Here is a 20,117-nt window from a genome sequence, read left to right on the forward strand (position 1 = left end):
CCGGCTTTCACGGCGCCGGCTTTCACGGCGCCGGCTTTCACGGCGCCGGCTTTCACGGCGCCGGCTTTCACGGCGCCGGCTTTCACGGCGCCGGCTTTCACGGCGCCGGCTTTCACGGCGCCGGCTTCCACGGCGCCGGCTTCCACGGCGCCGGCTTCCACGGCGGCTTCGGCTGTGCCGTCGGCGTCTACGGCGTCGGCTTCCCCGGTGGCGTCGGTTCGTCCCGTGGCGTCGGCCTTGCCGGGGGTGCTGTTGAGTCGGACGCTGGACGCCGCCGCGCAGGCGGTGGCGCTGGTCGCGTTGCTGCTCACCAGTGGTGCGGCCCGGCACGCCGCCACGGTCTGTGTGTTCTGGGCCGCCGCGCTCGGGCTGCGATTGCTGCGTCGGGACGAGTCGACCGCGCGGCGGTGGGTCTTCGCCGCGATTGCCGGTGGCAGCGTGCTGCTGGGCAGTTGGCTGCTGTTGGTGGCCGGCGGGGTGACGGTGCTGGAGGCGTACACCGTGCCGGTGGCGGTGCTGGCGCTCGCTGCGGGCACGGCGGCACTGCGTACCCGCCCGGGTTTGACCAGCTGGCTGGCGCTCGGTCCTGGCCTGGCCGCGGTGCTGCTGCCCAGCCTGGCCGCCGTGTTGTTCGGCGCGGACCCGCAACCGTGGCGGCGGCTGCTGCTCGGCGCTGTCGCGCTCACCGCGACGCTGCTCGGGGCGACCCGGCGCTGGCAGGCGCCGGTGGTGCTCGGCGGGGCGACGCTCGCCCTGCTCGCCCTGCACGAGCTGGTGCGCAGCTGGGACCTGCTACCCCGGTGGGCCTTCCTGGCCGTCGCCGGACTGGCCCTGATCGGCCTGGCCGCCACCTACGAGCGCCGTCGCCGCGACCTGCTCCGCCTACGCACCACGGTCAGCCGGATGAGCTGACCGACGTCGATCTTGGTACGAAAGCGCCCCCCCGAGGGCACTTTCGTACCAAGATCGGGTTAGGCGCCGAACGCCTTCACCAACTCTGGCGGTGCGTCCTTGACCTCGTTGGCGGGGGGCTTGCGTACGGTCACTGGGGTGCCGAAGTCGGAGTAGGTGGCCTTGATCTCGCCGATCCGGGCGTCGAGCGTGGTCATGTCGATGACCAGTCCGGTCAACCGGCCCTCGGTGTCGACGGTGGCGGTGAACGGAACGGACGCGGCCTTGTCGCCGAACATCCTCACCAGGTCGGAGTCGACACCGGCGGTCTTGGTGTAATCCACGGTGCCGGCGTAGTTGCCAGGGCTGGTGCGGTCGACCGCGACGATGCTCTTGATCAACGCCCTGACGTTGCCCGGGTCGTCAGCCATGATCTTCAGATCGCTGTCGTCGTCGAGCTTGGACGTGTTCACGTACAGCCACTTGTCGGACAAGTCCCCGGCCTGCTCGCCACCGAGCTTGAGGTACAGGTCGTCGCCGATGGTGAGCAGCCGCATCGTCTGTCCGTCGCCCATGTCGAGCGCCATGTCGGCGAGCAGGTTCAGCGGATGCAGGGTGCCGGCGGCGTTGACGACCGCCGAGACGAGTTCGAACCGGCAGCTCTGCTTGTTGATTTCCTCCAGCGCCGCCGTCAGCTCGGCCCTCGGGTCTGCCGCCGTACTGGTGACCGGCGTGGCCAGCGGGGCCTCGTGCTGGTTGCTGCCGGGCGCGCAGCCGGTGAGCCCCAGCGCGAGTGCGGCGGCGAGCGCGAGTCCGGTGCTCGCTGACCGGATTGGGTGCATGGGATGGTCTCCTTGTCCAGGCCGCACCGGGACCGCTTGGTCACGTTCGGCTCGGCGGCCAGGCTAGCGGCCCAGCCGCAAGCGCGCTGCCCGGCATCGCGGTGGCGGCCGGTCGCGGCCGGTCGTTGCTGGTCGGCGCTGTGCCGGTGGGCAACGGTAGGGTCTGGCCATGGCAGAGGTGCTCACCGCCGAGGCGGTACGAGACGAGCTGGGTGGGCTCGCGGGCTGGTCAGGAGACCCCGCCGGGATCACCCGCACCGTGGAACTGGCCAGTTTCCCGGACGCCATCGATGCGGTCGACCGGGTCGCCGTGACGGCCGAGGAACTGGACCATCACCCGGACATCGACATCCGCTGGCGTACCGTGACCTTCCGCTGCGTGACCCATTCGGCGGGCGGTGTCACCAGGCGGGACATCGAGTTGGCTCGGCGGATCGACGAGATCGTGGGAGGCGCCCGATGAGATTCGAGATCAGTAAGGTGCTGGACGCCATCGAGGGGCGGGTCTGCACCGATCCGCAGTTGGTCCGCGCGGTGGTCGACCTGGCGGAGATCATTCGCTATCAGGACCTCGACGGCGGTCGCCCGGCCAGCACGCTGCGCCTCGGCATGGTCATCGACGCGCTGGCGCGCAGCCTGGAGGAGGACAACGCCGCGGTCTACGCGGTCGTGCACCGGGGTGTGCTCTCCGACGCCGACCTGACCTCCAACGAGCGGATGGTGGTCCGTCGCTGGGCCGACGACGGCCTGGTCGAGGTGCTCGACAACCCCGGTGACCGGATGCTGGAGGTGGCCGACCTGCTCGGCCTGCCGGTGCTCAGCCGGGTCCGTTTCGACGGCCTGCGCGGCCGGTTCCCCTGGTTGGTCGAGCAGCCCGGTCGGGCCCTCGCCCCGGTGCCGGGTGCCGGCGGACCGGTGTTCATCGCCCATCTCGGCGGTGGCCACACGCCGGTGGCCGGGCCGCCGTCGCCGGCCGCCGCCAAGCTGCTCGCCCGGGAGTGGCGCTGCCCGGAGTCGGGCTGCAACCTGTTCGGCGGGAGTGGCGGCGGCGGTGCCTTCGCCGACCTCGCCGCCGTGGGCCGTAAGCCGACCGGCCAGGCGCCACCGTCGCTGCGTAACGGCGTGCCGACCTGCCCCCGGCACGGTACCCGGCTGCGCGACGCCGGCCCCCGCCCGCGCAGCGAGGTCCTCGCGGTACGCGTCGGCGGCCTGATCCGGCGCCGCTTCGTGGTCACCGAGGAGCAGCCGGTGCTGGTCGGCCGGGCACCGGACGGCAGTGGTGGGATCATGCTCGGGCAGTGGCTCAACGACGAGGCCCGCCGGTGGATCAGCCGCAGCCACGTGCGGTTGGAGCTGCGCGGTAGCGACGTGGTGGTCACCGACGTGAGCACCAACGGTTCCGGCATCCGGCCGGCCGGCTCGCTGGCCGAAGCGGACCGGATCTCCCTCGCGCCGCAGCAGTCCCGGGTGCTGGCCAGTGGCGACATGGTGGAGCTCTACCCCGGGGTGCAGATCGGCCGGCCGTCCGAGCTGCCGGCGGGTGCGTCGTACAACCCCGATTCGGTGATGTCCGAGGCACCGACGATGGCGATGCGCCTGCCCCGCTGAGCCCACCCCACGGTGGTACGACAAAGGGCGGGCGCCGGGACCGTGGTCCCGACGCCCGCTCCGCGCGTACGACTGCTCAGCCGGCCAGGACGGCGGCCAGTTGCTCGACCGCGTGGTCGATCTCCTCGGCGGTGATCGTCAGCGGCGGGGCCAGCCGGATGGTCGAGCCGTGGGTGTCCTTGGCCAGCACGCCGCGCTCCATCAGCCGCTCGCAGGCCGCCCGGCCGGTCATCAGCGCGGGATCGATGTCCAGCCCGGCCCACAGGCCCCGGCCGCGTACCGCGACCAGACCCTTGCCGATCAGGGCGCGCAACCCGGCGTGCAACCGCTCGCCCAGCTCGGCGGAGCGGCGCTGGAACTCGCCGGTGGCCAGCAGCCGGACCACCTCGGTGGCCACCGCGCAGGCGAGCGGGTTGCCGCCGAAGGTGGAGCCGTGCTGGCCCGGCTTGAGCACACCCAGCACGTCGGCGTCGGCCGCCACCGCGGAAACCGGCACGATGCCTCCGCCGAGCGCCTTGCCCAGCAGGTACATGTCCGGTACGACGCCCTCCTGCTCGCAGGCGAAGGTCGCACCGGTACGCCCCAGCCCGGACTGGATCTCGTCGGCGATGAACAGCACGTTGCGTTCGGTGCAGAGCTGGCGTACCCCCGGCAGGTAGTCGGTCGGCGGCACCACCACACCCTGCTCGCCCTGGATCGGCTCCAGCAGCACCGCGACGGTGTGCTCGTCGACCGCCTCGGCCAGCGCCGCCAGGTCGCCGTAGGGAACCACCCGGAAACCCGGGGTGTACGGCCCGAAGTCGGCCCGCGCGTCCTCGTCGGTGGAGAAGCTGACGATGGTGGTCGTACGCCCGTGGAAGTTGCCCTCCGCGACCACGATGTTGGCCTGCCCGGCCGGTACGCCCTTGACCTGGTAGCCCCACTTGCGGGCCACCTTGATGCCGGTCTCCACCGCCTCGGCGCCGGTGTTCATCGGCAGCACCAGTTCCTTGCCGCAGAGCGCGGCGAGTTCCCGGCAGAAGTCGGCGAACTGGTCGTGGATGAACGCGCGGCTGGTCAGCGTCAGCCGGTCGAGCTGGGCGTGCGCGGCGGCGATCAACGCCGGGTGACGGTGACCGAAGTTCAGCGCCGAGTAGCCGGCCAGGCAGTCCAGGTAGCGCCGGCCGTCCACGTCGGTCACCCAGGCACCCTCGGCGGAGGAGATCACCACCGGCAGCGGGTGGTAGTTGTGCGCGGTGTGGCGCTCGGCGTCCTGTACCGCAGCCGGAGTCCGCAGCATGTCCTCGATCACTTGCTTGCCTTTCCCTGACGGAGTCGCAACGTGCAGCACTTCGGGCCACCGCCGGCCTTACGCAGCTCGGACAGGTCGACGCCGATGGTCTGGTAGCCCCGGTCGCGCAGCTTGGCGGCCAGGTCGGTGGCCTGCTCGGGCAGCACCACGTGCCGGCCGTCGCTGACCGCGTTGAGGCCGAGCACCTCGGCGTCGGCCATGGTGGCGTGCACCGCGTCCGGGAAGAGCCGGCGCAGTACGGCCTGGCTGCCGGGGGAGAACGCCTCCGGCAGGTACGCCACGGTCCGCTCGTCGAGCACGGTCAGCGCGGTGTCCAGGTGGTAGAAACGCGGGTCGACCAGCTGCATGGTGATCACCGGATAGCCGAAGACCTCCTGCAACTGGGCGTGCGAGGCGTGCGCGGTACGGAAACCGGTGCCGGCGAGCAGGTGGTCGCCGGCCAGCAGGACGTCGCCCTCGCCCTCGTTGACGTGCTTCGGGTCGTACATCTCGAAACCGGCCGCCTCGAACCAGGCGCGGTAGGCGGGGGCCTCGTCGGCGCGCTGCGGGTCGCGGAACTGCACCGCCATCGCCCTACCGTCGATCACGGTGCCGCCGTTCGCGGCGAAGACCATGTCGGGCAGGCTCGGCACCGGGGTGATCTCCTCGACGGTGTGCCCCAGCTCCCGGTACACCTGGCGCAGCCGCTCCCACTGCCGGACGGCAAGCTCGGTGTCGACCGGGGCGGCCGGGTCCATCCACGGGTTGATCGCGTAGTCGACGGCGAAGTACGTCGGCCGGCACATCAGAAAGCGCTGGCGGGTGGCGTCCATCGTCATTGTCCTGCTCCCAGGGGTCTTAGCGCGCCCGGCCACCGTCGGCCCACGGGCTGGCGCCGTGGCTCAACGGTATGCGGCGCCGACCCGCAGGATCCACCGCTGACTCTTGCCTGAGGCAGCTGATCGTTGCGTCTGCGCGGCTTTTGTCAACCGATCGTTGCACCAGCAACCAGCTCGACCTCATCTCACCCGTCGGCGGGTCGGTCGACCCCGTCTCGCGTGTCGGCCGGCTTGGTCGACCCCGTCTCGCGTGTCGGCCGGGATTGTTCGACCCCGTTTCGCGTGTCGGCCGGCTTGGTCGACCTTCGTTCCGCTGGTGTGGCGGTATCCGGGGCGTGCGGAAGCCGCCGTATCGGCGGAACGGCGAAGAGGGCTGCGGACATACGTCAGGGGCGGCGCACCGCCGCCCCTGACGAGGTATGTGCCCGGCTGGTGAACCACCAGAGCTGGTCGGGCTGCGGCCGGTTCCTCACCGGCCGGGCGCCGGTGAACCACCGGCGGGCCGAACAGTGCCCCCTAGATGCGATCCACAAACTGTGAGTCGAGCCACTCGCGCAGGCGGGCCACCGTGTCGCCGTCGGTGGTCGGCCAGTCGTACTGGCCGGTCATCGCCAGCACGCCCAGCACCACCGCGCCGAGCCCGAAGGCGATTCCCAGCAGCGCGTCGGGCTTACCGGCGATGTGCCGGCGCCGGGTCGCGATCAGGCCGAGCACCGCCAGCACCGCACCGACCGCACCGATGCCGATGCCGTACCCGGCGAGTGTCCCGGTGAGTACGAACACGAGACCGGCGACGCCGACGATCAGGCCGAGGGTGGCCAACAGACTGGACCGGGGCCGCCGACCGGCGGTCACCGTCGACTCGTCCACCCCGGCGGCCGGCTCCCGGTCAACGGCGCGTTCTCCAGCGCTCTTGCCCAGGTCGGCGGTGCCGTCCCTGTCGGCGCTCTTTCCCAGGTCAACGGTGCGTTCTCCACCGGCGTTCTTGCCCAGGTCGGCGGTGCGCTCAAGATCAGCCGTGCGGGCTCGCTGGGCGGTGCGGTCCCGGTCGGCAGCGGCGGTGCGGCCATCGGTCGGCGCCGATGCGGCTGCCGGCGCCGGTGCGGCTGCCGGTGCCGGGGTCGGGGCGGCGGAGCGGGCTCGGCGAGAGCCGTCGATGCCCGACCGGGCCGTGGCGGCCCGGGCGGCGGCGCGCTCGGTGGCAGGCTGCTTGGCGGCGGGGGCCGCGTTGGCGGAGGGCGTGCCGGTGGCGGCAGTCGCGTTGGCGGGGGCCGTGCCGGTGGCGGAGGTCGCGTTGGCGGGGGTCGTGTTGGCGGAGGGCGTGCCGGTGGCCGCAGTCGCGTTGGCGGGGGTCGTGCCGGTAGCGGGAGTCGCGTTGGCGGGGGGCGTGCCGGTGGTGGGGGTCGTGCCGGTGGTGGGAGTTGCGGTGCTGCCGCGGTAGGTCCGAGCGTTGCTCGGCTCGGCGGCCGGGCGGGTGTCGGTGGCGACCGGGCTGCTCCGGTCGGCGGCGTCCTTGCTGCTCCGGTCGGCGTCCTCGTCGACTGTCGTCGCCGGTTCCGTCCGGCGGGTCAGCGAAGGAAATCTCATGGTGTCACCTCCTGGTAATGCGTGGCCGGCCCCACCCCGTCCCACCCGCCACGCGCCAATACACCCCAGAGTTACCCACCCACCCCCTCCCCAACACCACGCCCCGTCCGCCGCAGATCTTGGTACGAAACAACCCCTCCAGGGGCACTTTCGTACCAAGATCCAGGCCGGCCTGGCCGGCCTGGCCGGCCAGGCCGGGGGCGGGCTAGCGGGGGCGGGTTAGGGGGGAGAGGAGGGAGGTGAGGAGGGCCATGCGGCGGGGGCGGGAGACGTGTACGGGGCGCTCGCGTACGCATCGGACCAGGGTTTCGACCGCGCGGTCGACCGAGATCATCAGCGGTCGTACCGAACCCTTTGCCATTTTGGTGTCGACGAAGCCGAAGCGGACGGTGGTCACGCTCACGCCCTGTCCGCGCAGTGCCGCCGACAACCCCATGAAGTACGACGACATCCCGGCCTTCGACCCGGCGTAGCCGGGCGCGTCGCCGGAGACCAGTCGGTCGGCGAGGCTGGACAGTCCGATGAGGTGGCCGTCGCCGGCCGCCACCATCCTCGGTACGACTGTCGCCGCCGTGCGTACCGCGCCCATCAGGTTCACCTCGAAGGTGCGGGTCTGGGCGTCCAGGTCGGCCAGGTCGACCGGCTCGCCGATTCCGGCGGCGTACACGCAGAGGTCGACGTGGCCCAGTTCGTCGATCGCCTTGCCCAGCACCTCCGGATAGTCCGGGGCGGTCACGTCGACCGTGTGATGGGTGTACGTCGGCACCGCGATCGTGATCTCCCGGCGGGACAGGCCGGCGACCCGCCACCCGTCGGCCAGCAGCCGGCGGGTGAGCGCCAGCCCGATTCCGTCGCTGTTGCCGACCACCACCGCGCAGCGCACCCGTTCCGTCATGACCAACCGTCCTTTTCGCACCGGCGTGGTGTTCGCCGTCCCGGGCGTCCCGAGGCGCAATTGAACCAGACGTTCCTGCGTGTTCCCTACCAGCGAGTAGCGGCCGGCTGCGGTCGCGGTCCGCCTGCATGGTGGAGGACCTGCCGGCGGAGCAGGGCGAGGCCCGCCCGCTGGACGAAGATCGACCGGCGGGCGACGGCCTGACCGTTGCTGTCGAGTTGGTATCCGTCCACCCAGACCCAGCCGTCGTAGGTGACCCAGTCCAACTCGCGGATCACCCGGAACAACATCGGGGTGTGGAACTGCACGCTGGCGGCTGCGGTCACCCGCAGCAGGTCACCGGCCTTCAGGCCGGTCGTCGTCGGGGGTCGACCGGGTGGTGCCGTCATCTCAGCCAGCCCATGAAGCGGTGGTGCAGGGTCCCGGCGGTGGACCAGCCCAGGTCCTGGCTGGCGGCCACCAGGCAGGCGCCCATGTAGAGCGCCAGCGAGACCGGCGCCCGGTCGTACTCGGTGCGTAGCTCGATGCGGCGTCGGGCGCAGGGCCACGGCCGGTCGCAACCGGCGCAGACCCAGGTGGGCAGTACCGGCCCGTGCGCGGTCACCGTTCGCGCTCCAAGGGCGGGAAATTTTCGGGTACGCGCATCAAGGGTCCTTTTCCTTCGCCTGTTCGGTACGCGGCGGAGCCCCGGGCCGGCCGGGGGGTATTCGCGATTTCGGCCGGCCGGGGCGGCGTGCATTGGCGAATTTGGTGTGCGGATTCTGCCGGGGGAGCGGTTATTGTCGACGCTTCTTTCTCGCGCCGACCGACCGGCTCGACGGACCCAGAATGCGCCGTTGCGCATACCTTGCGCAACGGGCCGCCCCGTCACTAACCTCGATCCAAAATAGCGCACGACGAATGCAAAAAATACGCGCGTGCGCGGATACGTCGGACGTTGCACGAGGGAATCGGTGATGTTGCATGACGGATGAAACAAGCGGGTCCACAGTGCCCCGTCGCCAGCTCGGACGGCTGCTCACCCAGCTCCGCGAGGAAGCCTCGGTCACCCTCGACGCGGCGGCGGAGGCGCTGGACTGCTCCCGGCAGAAGGTCTGGCGCATCGAGAAGGGCCTGGTGCCGGTGCGGGTGGTGGACGCCCGGGTGATGTGCGACCTCTACCGGGTCTCGGAGGAGATGAAGGAGATCGTCGCCGGCCTCGCGAAGGAAACTCGCGCAAAGGGCTGGTGGCACTCGTACGGTGATGTGGTGCCGTCCTGGTTCTCGCTCTACGTCGGCCTGGAATCGTCGGCCTCGCTGATTCGCCGATACGACTCCGAGCTGATTCCCGGCCTGCTCCAGACCCGCGAGTACGCCACCGAACTGTTCCGCCGCAAGAACCCGACGATGACCGGCGAGGAGCGGGAGAAACTGGTGGCGGTGCGCCTCCAGCGGCAGGGCATCCTGGTCCGCCGGCTGCCCAGCGCCCCCACCCTCAAGGTGGTGCTGAGCGAGGCCGTGCTGCGCCGCACCATCCCCGACCGGCGCGCGATGGCCGAGCAACTGCGTCACCTGCTCGACGTGGCCGCCCTGCCGAACGTCTCGCTGCGGGTGCTGCCGCTGTCCGCCGGCCCGCCGCTGGCCAGCGAGACCGGCACCTTCGTCCTGCTCGGCTTCCCGTCGGCGTTCGGCCGGGCGTCGACCGAGCCGACCACCGTCTACCTGGAGAACATCACCGGCGCGCTCTACCTCGACAAGCCGGCCGAGGTCACCGCCTTCGAACACGTCTGGAACGACCTGGAGACGCTCGCCCCGGGTGAGGCAGAATCAGAGAAAATGATCAAGATGATCATCGAGGAGCATCATGACTGATCTGGCCGGGGCCGTCTGGCGCAAGAGCACCCGCAGCGGCGGGAGCGGCGGCGACTGCGTCGAGGTGGCCGACAACCTGCCCGACGTGGTGGCCGTACGCGACAGCAAGGACCCGTACGGCCCGGTGCTCACCATCACCCCCGCCGCCTGGGCGACCTTCCTGAGCGAGGTGCCGCACCCTGAGCGTTAACAAGGGGCCCCTCCTATACCGGAGGCGTTAATAAGGTGCCCTTCCTTTCGTCTGGGCTGGGCGGGGGGATGGCTAGGCTTGGTGGTCGTGCCAGAGGGACACACGATTCATCGCCTGGCGGCCCGGCATGCCGAGCTGTTCGCCGGGGACAAGGTGCTCGCCGCCAGCCCGCAGGGCCGGTTCGCCGAGGGCGCCGCGCTGCTCTCCGGCAGCGTGCTGGAGGCCACCGAGGCGTACGGCAAGCATCTGCTGCACCACTACGCCGGTGAGCGGATCCTGCACGTGCACCTGGGGTTGTACGGCAAGGTCACCGACGGTGCGGGTGAGCCGCCGGAGCCGGTGGGGCAGATCCGGCTGCGGCTGACCAGTGACCGGCACTGGCTCGACCTGCGTGGGCCGACCGCCTGTGAGCTGCTCACCCCGCCCGAGGCGGCGGCGCTGCGGGCCCGCCTCGGCCCCGACCCGCTGCGCGCCGACGCCGATCCGCAGCGGGCGTACGCCCGGATCTCCCGTAGCTCGACGCCGCTGGCGGCGCTGCTGCTGGACCAGTCGGTGGTCGCCGGCACCGGGTTGATCTTCGTGACCGAGGCGCTGTTCCGCGCCGGGCTCCCGCCGACGCTGCCCGGCCGAGACCTGACCCGCCCCGACTGGGACGCCCTCTGGGCCGACCTGGTCGAGCTGATGACGCTCGCGGTCGCCACCGGCCGGATCGACACCGTCCGCGCCGAGCACCTGCCCGAGGCGATGGGTCGCCCGGCCCGCGTCGACCGGCACGGCGGCGAGGTGTACGTCTACCGCCGCCCCGACCACCCCTGCCACGTCTGCGCCACCCCGATCAGCCGAGGCACCATCGCCACCCGCAACCTCTACTGGTGCCCCACCTGCCAGGCGTGAAGCCCACCGCTCGTTACCGCAGTTGCCAGACCTGGTCGGCGTAGCCGCGGTTGGTCCAGATCTCGACCGGCTTGTCCTCGTCGTTGATGCGGACGTCGAGGACCCGGTCGTTGAGTTTGCTGACCAGGCGGCTCTTGGCGTTGAGCTGCCACTGCTGAGCTGGCTTCGCGGTGCAGGTGGCAGCCTGCACCGGCGTGCCGTCATCGGAGCCACCGAAGGCGACTTCCATACACAGGCCACGGGAGCGGAAGGTGCCGTCGTCACGTGCATCCCACCACTGCGCCGGCTCCTCGGCGCAGGCCCGCAGCTTGAGCCGGGTGCCGCTGCCGGTGCTGCCGGAGCTGACACAGAGCTTGGTCTGTACGTGGTAGATCTGCACCGCGCCGGCCGGGCGCGTGGGTTTCGGCGCGGGGGTCGGCGACGCCGCCGGGCTGGACGGCGCGCCAGTGGGCCGGTCGGTGCTCGGGCTCGGTGCGCCGGAGGGCTGGGTGTCCTTGGTCGGGGTGGGGGTCACGTACGGCGGCGCGGTCGACGGGGAAGGCGCGGTCGGGGCCGAGCCCGTCAGCCGGGAGTCGAGCGCGTAGATGTCGGCGAGGGACTTCACCGACCGTAGGAACGTCTCGGTGTGCCGGTCGATGGTGCCGCCGGACTGTCGAACCGCCGTGATGCCGTCGCGGTAGGCAGCGAGCGCGAGCAGCAACGGGTCGCCCTCCAGCGCGGACAACTCTTTGACCAGGCCGCACATGGCGTCGCCCAGGGCGGGGATGGCGACCTCCGGCTCCCATACCGAGCCGCCCGTGGGCCCGTACGACTGCCAGACCTCGGGTAGGAACTGCGCGATGCCGCGTTGACCGGCCGGACCGAGTCGGTTGGCGTCGAATCCGGACTGCGCCATGAGCTGTGCGGCGACCAGCGGAGGGGTCACCTGGTCGCAGACCGAACCGGCCTCGACGACGAGCGGCACATACGCGGCGGGCACGTGCTTCGCCTCGACGGCGGGCAGCGTCGGGGCGGTGGTACCGGCCCCGCCGAACTGCTTCAGCTTGCCGTAGTACCCGGCGTAGTCGCTGACCTGGTCGACGTACTCCGCCGCCGCGTCGGGCACCCGGTTGGCCTCGGTGACGGCGGGCAGTCCGATGTGGAAGGCAGCCACCGCGAGACGCCATTGGTCACCGGTGACACCCGCCACCCGGAGTTGACCGGTGAAGTCGCACATCTGGTGGGCGAGCGCCAGGATTCCTGCGGACGTGTCGGAGCGCTGGGCGGCCGGCCACGGCTTCCACGACTTCCAGTCGCCGTCTCTGAGGCCGGCGATGCCACGACCACCGGAGGTGGTCTTCTCCGCCCGGTTGTCCAAGCCCGATTCGGCCATCAGCTGCCCGGCGATCCTCGCCGGCGTCAGGACCGGGCAGGACGCGGCGGCGGTGACGAGAACGGTCATCTGCTTCTCGGAGACCGGGTCGCCGACCACCGCGTCGCTCTGGGCCGAGGCGACGCTGTAACTGATGGTGGCGACGACGGCAGAGAGGATCGCCAGCGCGGCCAGCAGGAACGCCAGTATCCTGCGCGGCATCCGGGCGGCCTTGAACTTCTTGAGTATGAGGTCGGAGGTCACAGACCCAAGTCCCTTTCGGCGTGGCGACACCTCTCGTGACGGATCTCCATCGCTTCGCGTTCACCACCTTGCCCGGCATTCTCGACCGTGATGACCATGGCCCGCAATCCGGCCGCACCGCCGCGGCCGGTGTCGTCCGGGATCAGCGAAGGCGGCGGATGTCGCCGTAGGCGCGGTAGAAGCCGCCCCGGCCGGACTCGCGGACCTCGGTGACCAGGTAGCGGGCACCGGGCTCGCGGATGCCCTTGGGGAACTGCACCGACCAGTCGCGGTGGTAGCCGGTGGACAGCACGTGCACCCGCAGCCGGCCGCCCTGCTCGACGCACTCCACGATCACCCCGTCACCCGCGTCGGCGACCACCTCGACCTGGGTGAAGGCGGCCGGTTCCGGTAGCCGGGCCGGGGCCTTGACGTCGACCACCTCGGGCACGGTGCCCGCCTCGGCCGCCCGGATCGCCGGCTCGCTGGCGTCGATGCAGGCCAGGTGGCCGCTGGTGGTCACCACGTAGAGGCGCTCGTCGTGGTACTGCATCGAGTACGCCGAACCGCAGCCGGTGCCGAGCTTCCACAGCCGGGTCCCGTCGGCGGCGAAACAGTAGATCGAGGACTGGCTGTCCCCGGCGAAGACGTACCGGCCGTCGGAGGCGGTGGCGCAGGAGAAGACCGGCGCGTCGGCGCGGTACGTGCGGGAGGCGGCCCGGCCGTCCTTGCCGATCCGCACCACCTCGCGGGTGGCGGTGCCGGCGAACACGGCGTCGCGCTCCTGCCAGCCGAACAGCACCGAGCCGGTGCGGGTGTGCCACAGCTCCCGTCCGGTGCGCCAGTCGTAGCCGCTCACCCCGGTCGAGTCGCCGTGGTAGACCGCGTCGGCGTCGCAGCGCACCATCCAGGCCGACCGGCCGCGCCCGGCCCGCCGCCAGAGGAACTCGTCCTCGTGGTCGATGGCGGCGATCCCGCCGTCGGCGTCGGAGACACCGAGCACACCGTCGTGGATGTCCAGCCAGTAGATGTCGATGTCGGGGGCGATCGCGTACGCCACCCGGGGGATCTTGCCGGAGAGGTCGTAGACGTTGCCGTCGTCGCAGCCGGCGTAGATCCAGGCGTCGTCGGCCACGATGCACTTCACCCCGTCGGGCAGGCGGACCTGGTCCAGCACCCGGGCGTCGTGGTCCAGGGTGGTGATCACGCCGCGTTCGTTGCCCACCATGCAGGTGCGCCCGTCGATGAAGATGCCGAACGCGGGGGCGCCGGAGTCGTACCGCCAGAGCACCGGGGCGGTGCGGGCGGTGGAGCGGGTGCTGACGATCTGCCGCCGGGAGACCGAACGCTTCTGGCGTACGCCGCGCACCGCCGGGGCGTACCCCTTGCGGATCTTCTCGCCGATCTTCTTCGCGGCGGCGGCCCGCGCCCGCGCGTTGTCGGCATAGCCGCTGGTCTTCACCTGACCCTGGTCGCCGATCCGGCCGTAGCGCACCGTCAACGTGGTGTCCTCGACCACCACCTCGTAGAACTTGTGTGCTCCACCGTCCACTTCGGACAGTTCGAGGTAGGTCGTCTCCTGCGACATGGGGGTCCTCCGAGGGGTCGGCACCGCCCCTGACTGGGACAGCGCGCACACGCTAACCGTCGGCACCGACAAAGATCGGAGCGAACCTCAGCGTGGGGCGAGGGCGTCGACGGCCTTGCGGGCGGCGACCAGCACCGGGTCCCAGACCGGGGCGTACGGCGGCGCGTAGCCGAGATCCAGCGCGGTCATGTCGTCCACCGTCATCCGGTTCCACAGCGCCACGGCCAACGTGTCGATCCGCTTCGCCGCCTCCGTCCAGCCGACGATCTGCGCGCCGAGCAGCCGGCCACTGGGCCGCTCGGCGATCAGCTTCACCGTCATCGGGCGGGCGCCCGGGTAGTAGCCGGCGCGGTTGGTCGAGTCGGCGATCACCGAGACGAACTCGAAGCCAGCGGCGAGGGCGTCCCGCTCGCGCAGCCCGGTACGCCCCACCTCCAGGTCGCAGACCTTGGTCACGGCGGTGCCGATCACCCCGGCGAAGGTGGCGTACCCGCCACCGATGTTGATCCCGGCGATCCGGCCCTGCTTGTTGGCGTGTGTGCCGAGCGGCACGTGCACCGGCATCCCGCTGACCCGGTGCAGGGTCTCCACGCAGTCCCCGGCGGCCCACACCCCGGGTACCCCGGTGACCCGCATCCGGCGGTCCACCCGGATCCCGCCGGTCGGTCCGAGCGGCAGGCCGGCCGCCTCGGCGAGCGCGGTGTTGGGGCGTACGCCGAGACCGAGCACGACCAGGTCGGCGGGGAGGTCACCGGCGTCGGTCCGGATCCCGGTCACCCGGCCGTCGCGCTCGGCGAGCCCGGTGACCCCGACACCGGTGCGGATGTCCACGCCCAGCCCGCGCATCGCCTCGGTGACGATGCGGGCCATGTCCGGGTCGACCGTGGACATCGGCTGCTCGTCCCGCTCGACCAGGGTGACCGACAGGCCCCGCAGGACCAGCGCCTCGGCCATCTCCACGCCGATGTAGCCGCCGCCGACCACCACCGCGCGTTGCGGCGTGGGGTCGCCGTCCAGCCACTTGCGCAGCGCCGAGCCGTCGTCGAGGGTCTGCACCCCGAACACGCCGGCGGCGTCGGTCCGGGCCCAGTCCGGCTTGGTCGGCACCGCTCCGGTGGCGTACATCAGCAGGTCGAAGGGCTCGCGGACCTCGCCGCCGCCGTCCAGGTCCACGGCGGTGACCTCGCGGCGGTCCAGGTCGATCGCCACCACCTCGTGCCGGATCCGGACGTCGATGTCGTACTTCTCCCGATGGGTCGCCGGGTCCCGGGCCACCAACTGCTCGCGGTCGCTCACCAGGCCGCTGATCCAGTACGGGATCCCGCAAGCCGAGTACGACGTGAAGTGTCCCCGCTCGAACGCGACGATCTCCAGGTCGTCCCGGCCCCGGCGGCGCCGGGCCTGGGCAGCGGCCGCCATCCCGGCGGCGTCGCCACCGATGACGATCAAACGTTCCGCCACGGCAACCCTCCTGTCACACCGGGGTCTCTCCCCGGGTCTGTCGCGCGACCTGTGTCACCACATCCTCCAACCGTCCGGTGCGGGCGTACACCGATCGCTGCCGCGCCGCGCCGGTGCCCTGCTCGCGCAGCTCCGCCAGCAGCCCGGTCACCTCGGCGAGGTCGCCGTGCCGCTCCAGCGCCGGACCGAGCCGCCCGACCAGCTGGTGCAGCAGTTCCCAGGCCGGTCGCAGCTCGCCGCTGGTCGGTTCGACCGCCGTGCCCTCCAGACCGTCGTGCGCGGCCCGCCAGTGCGCGCCGACCAGCAGGTGATGGTCGGTGAGCAGCGGTGGCCGGTCGGCGGCGATGTCGTCCAGCGCGGTCGCCACCAGGGCCCGGACCAGGGCGGCGACCAGGACGGCGTCGTCCACGGTCGGGCAGACGTCACCGATGCGTAGCTCCACCGTCGGGTACTTGGCCGACAGTCGGGCGTACCAGTAGAGCATCCCCTCGTCGAGCATCACGCCGCTGGCGATCAGCTGACGGATCAACCGTCGGTAGTGCTCGTGCGAGGCCAGGTACGGCGTCGGCGCCACCGACGGCCAGCGTTCCCACTCGATCGACCGCCAACTGGCGTAGCCGGTGTCCACGCCCCGGCTGAACGGCGAGTTGGCGGTGACCGCGTGCAGGATCGGCAGCCAGGGGCGTACGTGGTTGAGCACCTGCACGCCGGTGTCGGGGTCCGGCACCCCGACGTGTACGTGCATCCCGTTGTTGCCCGGGCCGGGCACCAGCAGCCGGTACCGCTCGATCATCCGGTCGAAGCGGGGCTTGTCGACCACCGGAGGCACCGGCCCGTCGACCGGGCCGGTGCCGATCGCGAGCAGCCGTGCGCCGGCCCGCTCGGCGGCGTCGGCGAGCGCGGCGCGCAGCAGACCGAGGGAGTACCGGATCGAGGCGAGTTCCACCCCGGGTGGGCTGCCGATCTCGATCTGACTGGTCTGGAACTCGCGCTCCACCTGCCCGCGTAGCTCGGGCGGCACCTGCTCCAGCACCTCGTCGACGGCCGGCACCGCGGCCCCGGTTTCCGGGTCGACGAGCAGGAACTCCTCCTCGACACCCACGGTGAGCAGGTCGGTCTCCGCTGCCGGAGGGTTCGGAGCCACCGCTGGTTGCCTGACCATCGCCACCACCGTCCGGATCAGCCGGGGCGGTCGGTCCGCACCGGGTTCGCCGGCAATTACCCGCAGTGCCGGGCTCCGGAAACTCCGTCCGGGCGCGGCGTGGCACGTCGCCGGTCGGCCGGTCGATCCGATGTGTGGGGGTGCCACCAGATCGACATTGACAACTGTTCGGGGGAGACGTACAACTCGGGTGAGAGCGCTCTCTCACCCCGTCCCCGCAGAGAGGCACGTCCCATGACACCTACCCCGGCGGCCGCCGCCGCCCCGCCCGCGAGACGCCGGCTGCCGCTGGCGTTGGCCGTGCTCACCGCCGTCACCACCGGCCTGGCCGGGATCGCCGCGACCGCCGACGCCGCCGTGCCGCCGCCCCCCGCCGGCTGGAGCCTGGTCTGGAGTGACGACTTCACCGGCGCCGCCGGCACCCTCCCGTCGGCCAGCAACTGGATCATCGACACCGGCACCAGCTACCCGGGCGGCCCGCCGAACTGGGGCACCGGCGAGATCCAGACGTACACCAACAGCACCTCGAACGTCAGCCACGACGGCGCCGGCAACCTGCGGATCACCCCGCTGCGGGACAGCGCCGGCCGCTGGACCTCGGCCCGGATCGAGACGGTACGCAGCAACTTCAAGCCGCCCTCCGGTGGCGTGCTGGCCATCGAGGGTCGGCTCCAGATGCCCAACGTCACCGGCGCCGCCGCCTCCGGCTACTGGCCGGCGTTCTGGGCGCTCGGCTCGCCGTACCGGGGCAACTACCAGAACTGGCCGGGCATCGGCGAGTTCGACGTGATGGAGAACGTCAACGGGCTCAACTCGGTCTGGGGCGTACTGCACTGCGGCGTGGCGCCCGGCGGCCCGTGCGACGAGTTCAACGGCATCGGCGCCTCCCGGGCCTGCCCGGGCAGCACCTGCCAGTCGGCGTTCCACACCTACCGCTTCGAGTGGGACGCCTCGATCAGCCCTCAGCAACTGCGCTGGTACGTCGACGGGCAGCTCTACCACACGGTCAGCCAGACCCGGATCGGCGAGCCGTACTGGTCGCAGATGACCAGCCACGCCGGCTACTTCCTGCTGCTCAACGTCGCCATGGGCGGCGCCTTCCCGAACGGGGTGGCCGGCAGCACCACGCCCACCTCGGCGACCGTGCCCGGCCGGCCGATGCTTGTCGACTACGTGGCCGTCTACAGCCGGGGTGGCGGCAGCACCCCACCGCCCACCACCCCGCCGCCGACCGGCGTACGGGACGCGTACGCGACCATCCAGGCCGAGTCGTTCAACGCGCAGAACGGCGTAATCGTCGAGGCGTGCTCCGAGGGCGGGCAGAACATCGCGGCGCTGCGCAACGGCGACTGGGTCCGCTTCGACAACGTCGAGTTCGGCTCGACCGCGCCGCGTGACTTCGTGGCCCGGGTCGCCTCCGGCGCGGCGGCCGGGGTGAGCGGCCTGGTCGAGGTGCGGATCGGCAGCCCGACCAGTACGCCGATCGGCAGCTTCGCGCTCGCCAACACCGGGGGCTGGCAGAGCTGGCGCTCGGTCCCCGGCAACGTGTCGTCGGTGACCGGCCGACAGACCGTCTACCTCACCTTCAGCAGCGGCCAGCCCAACGACTTCGTCAACGTCAACTGGTTCCACTTCCGCCGCTGAGGTGTAAGGAAGGGCCCCCTGTTAACGCCTCCGGTAGAGCAGGGGGCCCCTGTTAACAAACCCTGCGCCAGCACTGGACAGAAATAGTTAACACTCTTAATAATGGGCGCGAGGTTGACGTCCATGGATTTCCGTCCGGTCTGGAGGCAGGCATGAAACGGTCCAGAGCCCTGGTGTTGTCGGTGGTCGGCGCATTGGCCGCCGCCCTGGGGGCGGTGTGGCTGGCGCCGGCCGCGTACGCCGCCGGACCCACCGCGAGTTTCGTCAAGACGTCCGACTGGGGCTCCGGCTGGGAAGGGAAGTACACGATCACCAACGGGGGCACCGCCACCGTCAACGGCTGGAGCCTCAGCTTCGACCTGCCCGCCGGCACCACGGTCGGCACCTACTGGGACGCGCTGCTGACCTCCAGTGGCCAGCGGTACACCTTCACCAACCGCTCCTGGAACGGCACCATCGCCCCCGGCGCGTCGGTCTCCTTCGGTTTCCTGGGCAGCGGTTCCGGCGTACCGACGAACTGCCGGCTCAACGGCGTGGCCTGCGGCGGCGGCACCACGCCGACCACCCCGCCACCCACCACCGCGCCGCCGCCGACCACCCCACCCCCGACGAGCCCGCCGCCGGTCACCGGGCTGCCGAAGCACATCCTGACCGGCTACTGGCACAACTTCGACAACCCGGCGGTCGAGCTGCGGCTGCGTGACGTGCCCGCCGAGTACGACCTGGTGGCGGTAGCCTTCGCCGACGCCACCAGCACGCCCGGCGCGGTCGGCTTCGCCATCGATCCCGGCCTGTCCGCGTCGCTGGGCGGCTACACCGACGCGGAGTTCACCGCCGACGTACGCACCCTGCAAAGCCGGGGCAAGAAGGTCATCATCTCGGTCGGCGGGGAGACCGGCCGGGTCGTGGTCAACACCTCGGCGTCCGCGGTGGCCTTCGCCGACAGTGTGTACGCGCTGATCCAGCGGTATGGCTTCGACGGTGTCGACGTCGACCTGGAGAACGGCCTCGACCCGACCTACATGGCGCAGGCGCTACGGTCGCTGCGGGCCAAGGTGGGCAGCTCTCTGATCATCGCGATGGCACCGCAGACCATCGACATGCAGAACCCGGCCACCAGCTACTTCAAGCTCGCGCTGGACATCAAGGACATCCTGACCGTGGTGAACACCCAGTTCTACAACTCCGGGGCGATGCTCGGCTGCGACAACAACGCCGCGTACGCCCAGGGGACGGTCAACTTCATCGTCGCCCTGGCCTGTATCCAGTTGGAGGCGGGCCTCCGCCCCGACCAGGTCGGCCTCGGTCTGCCGGCCGGTCCCGGTGCGGCCGGTGGTGGCATCGTCGCGCCCAGCGTGGTCAACGCCGCCCTCGACTGCCTCACCCGGGCCACCAACTGCGGCAGCTTCCGCCCCCCGCGCACCTACCCGGCCCTGCGTGGCGCCATGACCTGGTCCATCAACTGGGACGTCACCCACAACAACACCTTCGCCCGCACCGTAGCCCCCCACCTCCGCACCCTCCCCTAACTCCCCCTCCCTTCCCCCTCCCCGCCCCGACCCTCCCGCTCTCCCGCTCTCCAGCTCCCGCGATCTTGCACTTTCGGTCGCCGTTACGCAGCTTTTGCCCCGATAAGGTCCGACCAAAAGTGCAAGATCGACGGGGTGAGGAGCGGGCGGGGCGGGGCGGGGAGCGGGCGGGCGGGGTGGGGGGCGGGTGGGGTGGGGTGAGGGGTGGGGCGTGCGGTGGTCACTCTGGCGGGTGGAGGGTGGGGTCGGCGGGGCCTTGGCGCCAGCCACCC

General features: G+C 71.4%; 19 protein-coding genes. 8 read left to right on the plus strand and 11 right to left on the minus strand.

The window, feature by feature from the left end; translation table 11 throughout:
- The first annotated feature begins 225 nt into the window (after nt 1-225).
- Nucleotides 226-912, plus strand: coding sequence for an SCO7613 C-terminal domain-containing membrane protein (locus E0H26_RS28645; protein WP_240742448.1), 687 nt, complete (start codon nt 226-228; stop codon nt 910-912).
- A gap of 59 nt (nt 913-971) precedes the next feature.
- Here E0H26_RS28645 and E0H26_RS28650 read toward each other — a convergent pair whose 3' ends face one another.
- Nucleotides 972-1,733, minus strand: a complete 762-nt coding sequence (locus tag E0H26_RS28650) for a hypothetical protein (RefSeq protein WP_131309550.1) — start codon at nt 1,731-1,733, stop codon at nt 972-974.
- Nucleotides 1,734-1,902: 169 nt separating this feature from the next.
- Here E0H26_RS28650 and E0H26_RS28655 point away from each other — a divergent pair, with 169 nt between their 5' ends.
- Nucleotides 1,903-2,196 carry a 4a-hydroxytetrahydrobiopterin dehydratase gene (locus E0H26_RS28655; protein ID WP_131309552.1) on the plus strand — a complete coding sequence of 98 codons (294 nt, stop codon included), beginning with the start codon at nt 1,903-1,905 and terminating at the stop codon, nt 2,194-2,196.
- Nucleotides 2,193-3,341, plus strand: a complete 1,149-nt coding sequence (locus tag E0H26_RS28660; RefSeq protein ID WP_131309554.1) for an FHA domain-containing protein — start codon at nt 2,193-2,195, stop codon at nt 3,339-3,341. Before E0H26_RS28655 ends, E0H26_RS28660 begins: the two co-directional genes overlap by 4 nt.
- A gap of 76 nt (nt 3,342-3,417) precedes the next feature.
- Here E0H26_RS28660 and rocD read toward each other — a convergent pair whose 3' ends face one another.
- The 6 genes from rocD to E0H26_RS28690 form a co-directional block, all read right to left on the minus strand.
- On the minus strand, nt 3,418-4,632 hold the full coding sequence (gene rocD / locus E0H26_RS28665; protein ID WP_206025431.1) for an ornithine--oxo-acid transaminase: 1,215 nt from the start codon (nt 4,630-4,632) through the stop codon (nt 3,418-3,420).
- A complete protein-coding gene (ddaH, locus tag E0H26_RS28670) occupies nt 4,629-5,444 on the minus strand; it encodes a dimethylargininase (protein WP_206025433.1) in 816 nt (271 codons plus the stop codon). The genes rocD and ddaH overlap by 4 nt, the downstream gene beginning before the upstream one ends.
- A 522-nt stretch (nt 5,445-5,966) precedes the next feature.
- Nucleotides 5,967-7,037, minus strand: a complete 1,071-nt coding sequence (locus E0H26_RS28675; RefSeq protein WP_131309558.1) for a DUF308 domain-containing protein — start codon at nt 7,035-7,037, stop codon at nt 5,967-5,969.
- A gap of 205 nt (nt 7,038-7,242) precedes the next feature.
- Nucleotides 7,243-7,932 carry an SDR family NAD(P)-dependent oxidoreductase gene (locus tag E0H26_RS28680; RefSeq protein ID WP_131309560.1) on the minus strand — a complete coding sequence of 230 codons (690 nt, stop codon included), beginning with the start codon at nt 7,930-7,932 and terminating at the stop codon, nt 7,243-7,245.
- An 86-nt stretch (nt 7,933-8,018) separates the two neighbouring features.
- Nucleotides 8,019-8,321: a hypothetical protein gene (locus E0H26_RS28685; protein ID WP_131309562.1), complete on the minus strand. Its 303-nt coding sequence runs from the start codon at nt 8,319-8,321 to the stop codon at nt 8,019-8,021.
- Nucleotides 8,318-8,536 carry a hypothetical protein gene (locus tag E0H26_RS28690; RefSeq protein WP_131309564.1) on the minus strand — a complete coding sequence of 73 codons (219 nt, stop codon included), beginning with the start codon at nt 8,534-8,536 and terminating at the stop codon, nt 8,318-8,320. The genes E0H26_RS28685 and E0H26_RS28690 overlap by 4 nt, the downstream gene beginning before the upstream one ends.
- A 359-nt stretch (nt 8,537-8,895) precedes the next feature.
- On the opposite strand from E0H26_RS28690, the gene E0H26_RS28695 reads away from it, so the two are divergent.
- From E0H26_RS28695 to E0H26_RS28705, 3 genes are all read left to right on the plus strand, one after another.
- The gene (locus E0H26_RS28695) at nt 8,896-9,783 is read left to right on the plus strand and encodes a helix-turn-helix domain-containing protein (RefSeq protein ID WP_131309566.1); all 888 of its coding nucleotides are present in this window, start codon (nt 8,896-8,898) and stop codon (nt 9,781-9,783) included.
- Nucleotides 9,776-9,973: a DUF397 domain-containing protein gene (locus tag E0H26_RS28700; RefSeq protein WP_131309568.1), complete on the plus strand. Its 198-nt coding sequence runs from the start codon at nt 9,776-9,778 to the stop codon at nt 9,971-9,973. The genes E0H26_RS28695 and E0H26_RS28700 overlap by 8 nt, the downstream gene beginning before the upstream one ends.
- A gap of 87 nt (nt 9,974-10,060) precedes the next feature.
- The gene (locus tag E0H26_RS28705; RefSeq protein WP_131309570.1) at nt 10,061-10,867 is read left to right on the plus strand and encodes an Fpg/Nei family DNA glycosylase; all 807 of its coding nucleotides are present in this window, start codon (nt 10,061-10,063) and stop codon (nt 10,865-10,867) included.
- A 13-nt stretch (nt 10,868-10,880) separates the two neighbouring features.
- On the opposite strand, the gene E0H26_RS28710 is transcribed toward E0H26_RS28705, so the two are convergent.
- The 4 genes from E0H26_RS28710 to E0H26_RS28725 form a co-directional block, all read right to left on the minus strand.
- Entirely contained in the window at nt 10,881-12,482 is a 1,602-nt protein-coding gene (locus E0H26_RS28710) for a ricin-type beta-trefoil lectin domain protein (protein WP_131309572.1), read from the minus strand.
- A 142-nt stretch (nt 12,483-12,624) separates the two neighbouring features.
- Entirely contained in the window at nt 12,625-14,049 is a 1,425-nt protein-coding gene (locus E0H26_RS28715) for a WGR domain-containing protein (RefSeq protein ID WP_131309574.1), read from the minus strand.
- Between the two features lie 87 nt (nt 14,050-14,136).
- Complete coding sequence (locus E0H26_RS28720; protein ID WP_131309576.1) at nt 14,137-15,510, minus strand: FAD-dependent oxidoreductase; 1,374 nt, start codon at nt 15,508-15,510, stop codon at nt 14,137-14,139.
- Nucleotides 15,511-15,523: 13 nt separating this feature from the next.
- Nucleotides 15,524-16,672, minus strand: a complete 1,149-nt coding sequence (locus E0H26_RS28725; protein ID WP_131309578.1) for a carboxylate-amine ligase — start codon at nt 16,670-16,672, stop codon at nt 15,524-15,526.
- A gap of 234 nt (nt 16,673-16,906) precedes the next feature.
- Here E0H26_RS28725 and E0H26_RS28730 point away from each other — a divergent pair, with 234 nt between their 5' ends.
- Entirely contained in the window at nt 16,907-18,316 is a 1,410-nt protein-coding gene (locus E0H26_RS28730) for a carbohydrate-binding protein (protein WP_131309580.1), read from the plus strand.
- Nucleotides 18,317-18,468: 152 nt separating this feature from the next.
- Nucleotides 18,469-19,845, plus strand: a complete 1,377-nt coding sequence (locus E0H26_RS28735) for a chitinase (protein WP_131309582.1) — start codon at nt 18,469-18,471, stop codon at nt 19,843-19,845.
- Nucleotides 19,846-20,117 lie beyond the last annotated feature (272 nt).

The sequence above is a fragment of the Micromonospora zingiberis genome (assembly GCF_004331455.1).
Lineage (GTDB): Bacteria > Actinomycetota > Actinomycetes > Mycobacteriales > Micromonosporaceae > Micromonospora > Micromonospora zingiberis.

Excerpts from the sequence above, each read along its gene's own strand:
- E0H26_RS28650 (WP_131309550.1), bottom strand. The coding sequence starts at position 1,733 with ATGCACCCAATCCGGTCAGCGAGCACCGGACTCGCGCTCGCCGCCGCA.
- E0H26_RS28655 (WP_131309552.1), top strand. The coding sequence starts at position 1,903 with ATGGCAGAGGTGCTCACCGCCGAGGCGGTACGAGACGAGCTGGGTGGG.
- E0H26_RS28660 (WP_131309554.1), top strand. The coding sequence starts at position 2,193 with ATGAGATTCGAGATCAGTAAGGTGCTGGACGCCATCGAGGGGCGGGTC.
- ddaH (WP_206025433.1), bottom strand. The coding sequence starts at position 5,444 with ATGGACGCCACCCGCCAGCGCTTTCTGATGTGCCGGCCGACGTACTTC.
- E0H26_RS28675 (WP_131309558.1), bottom strand. The coding sequence starts at position 7,037 with ATGAGATTTCCTTCGCTGACCCGCCGGACGGAACCGGCGACGACAGTC.
- E0H26_RS28680 (WP_131309560.1), bottom strand. The coding sequence starts at position 7,932 with ATGACGGAACGGGTGCGCTGCGCGGTGGTGGTCGGCAACAGCGACGGA.
- E0H26_RS28685 (WP_131309562.1), bottom strand. The coding sequence starts at position 8,321 with ATGACGGCACCACCCGGTCGACCCCCGACGACGACCGGCCTGAAGGCC.
- E0H26_RS28695 (WP_131309566.1), top strand. The coding sequence starts at position 8,896 with ATGACGGATGAAACAAGCGGGTCCACAGTGCCCCGTCGCCAGCTCGGA.
- E0H26_RS28700 (WP_131309568.1), top strand. The coding sequence starts at position 9,776 with ATGACTGATCTGGCCGGGGCCGTCTGGCGCAAGAGCACCCGCAGCGGC.
- E0H26_RS28715 (WP_131309574.1), bottom strand. The coding sequence starts at position 14,049 with ATGTCGCAGGAGACGACCTACCTCGAACTGTCCGAAGTGGACGGTGGA.
- E0H26_RS28725 (WP_131309578.1), bottom strand. The coding sequence starts at position 16,672 with ATGGTCAGGCAACCAGCGGTGGCTCCGAACCCTCCGGCAGCGGAGACC.
- E0H26_RS28730 (WP_131309580.1), top strand. The coding sequence starts at position 16,907 with ATGACACCTACCCCGGCGGCCGCCGCCGCCCCGCCCGCGAGACGCCGG.
- E0H26_RS28735 (WP_131309582.1), top strand. The coding sequence starts at position 18,469 with ATGAAACGGTCCAGAGCCCTGGTGTTGTCGGTGGTCGGCGCATTGGCC.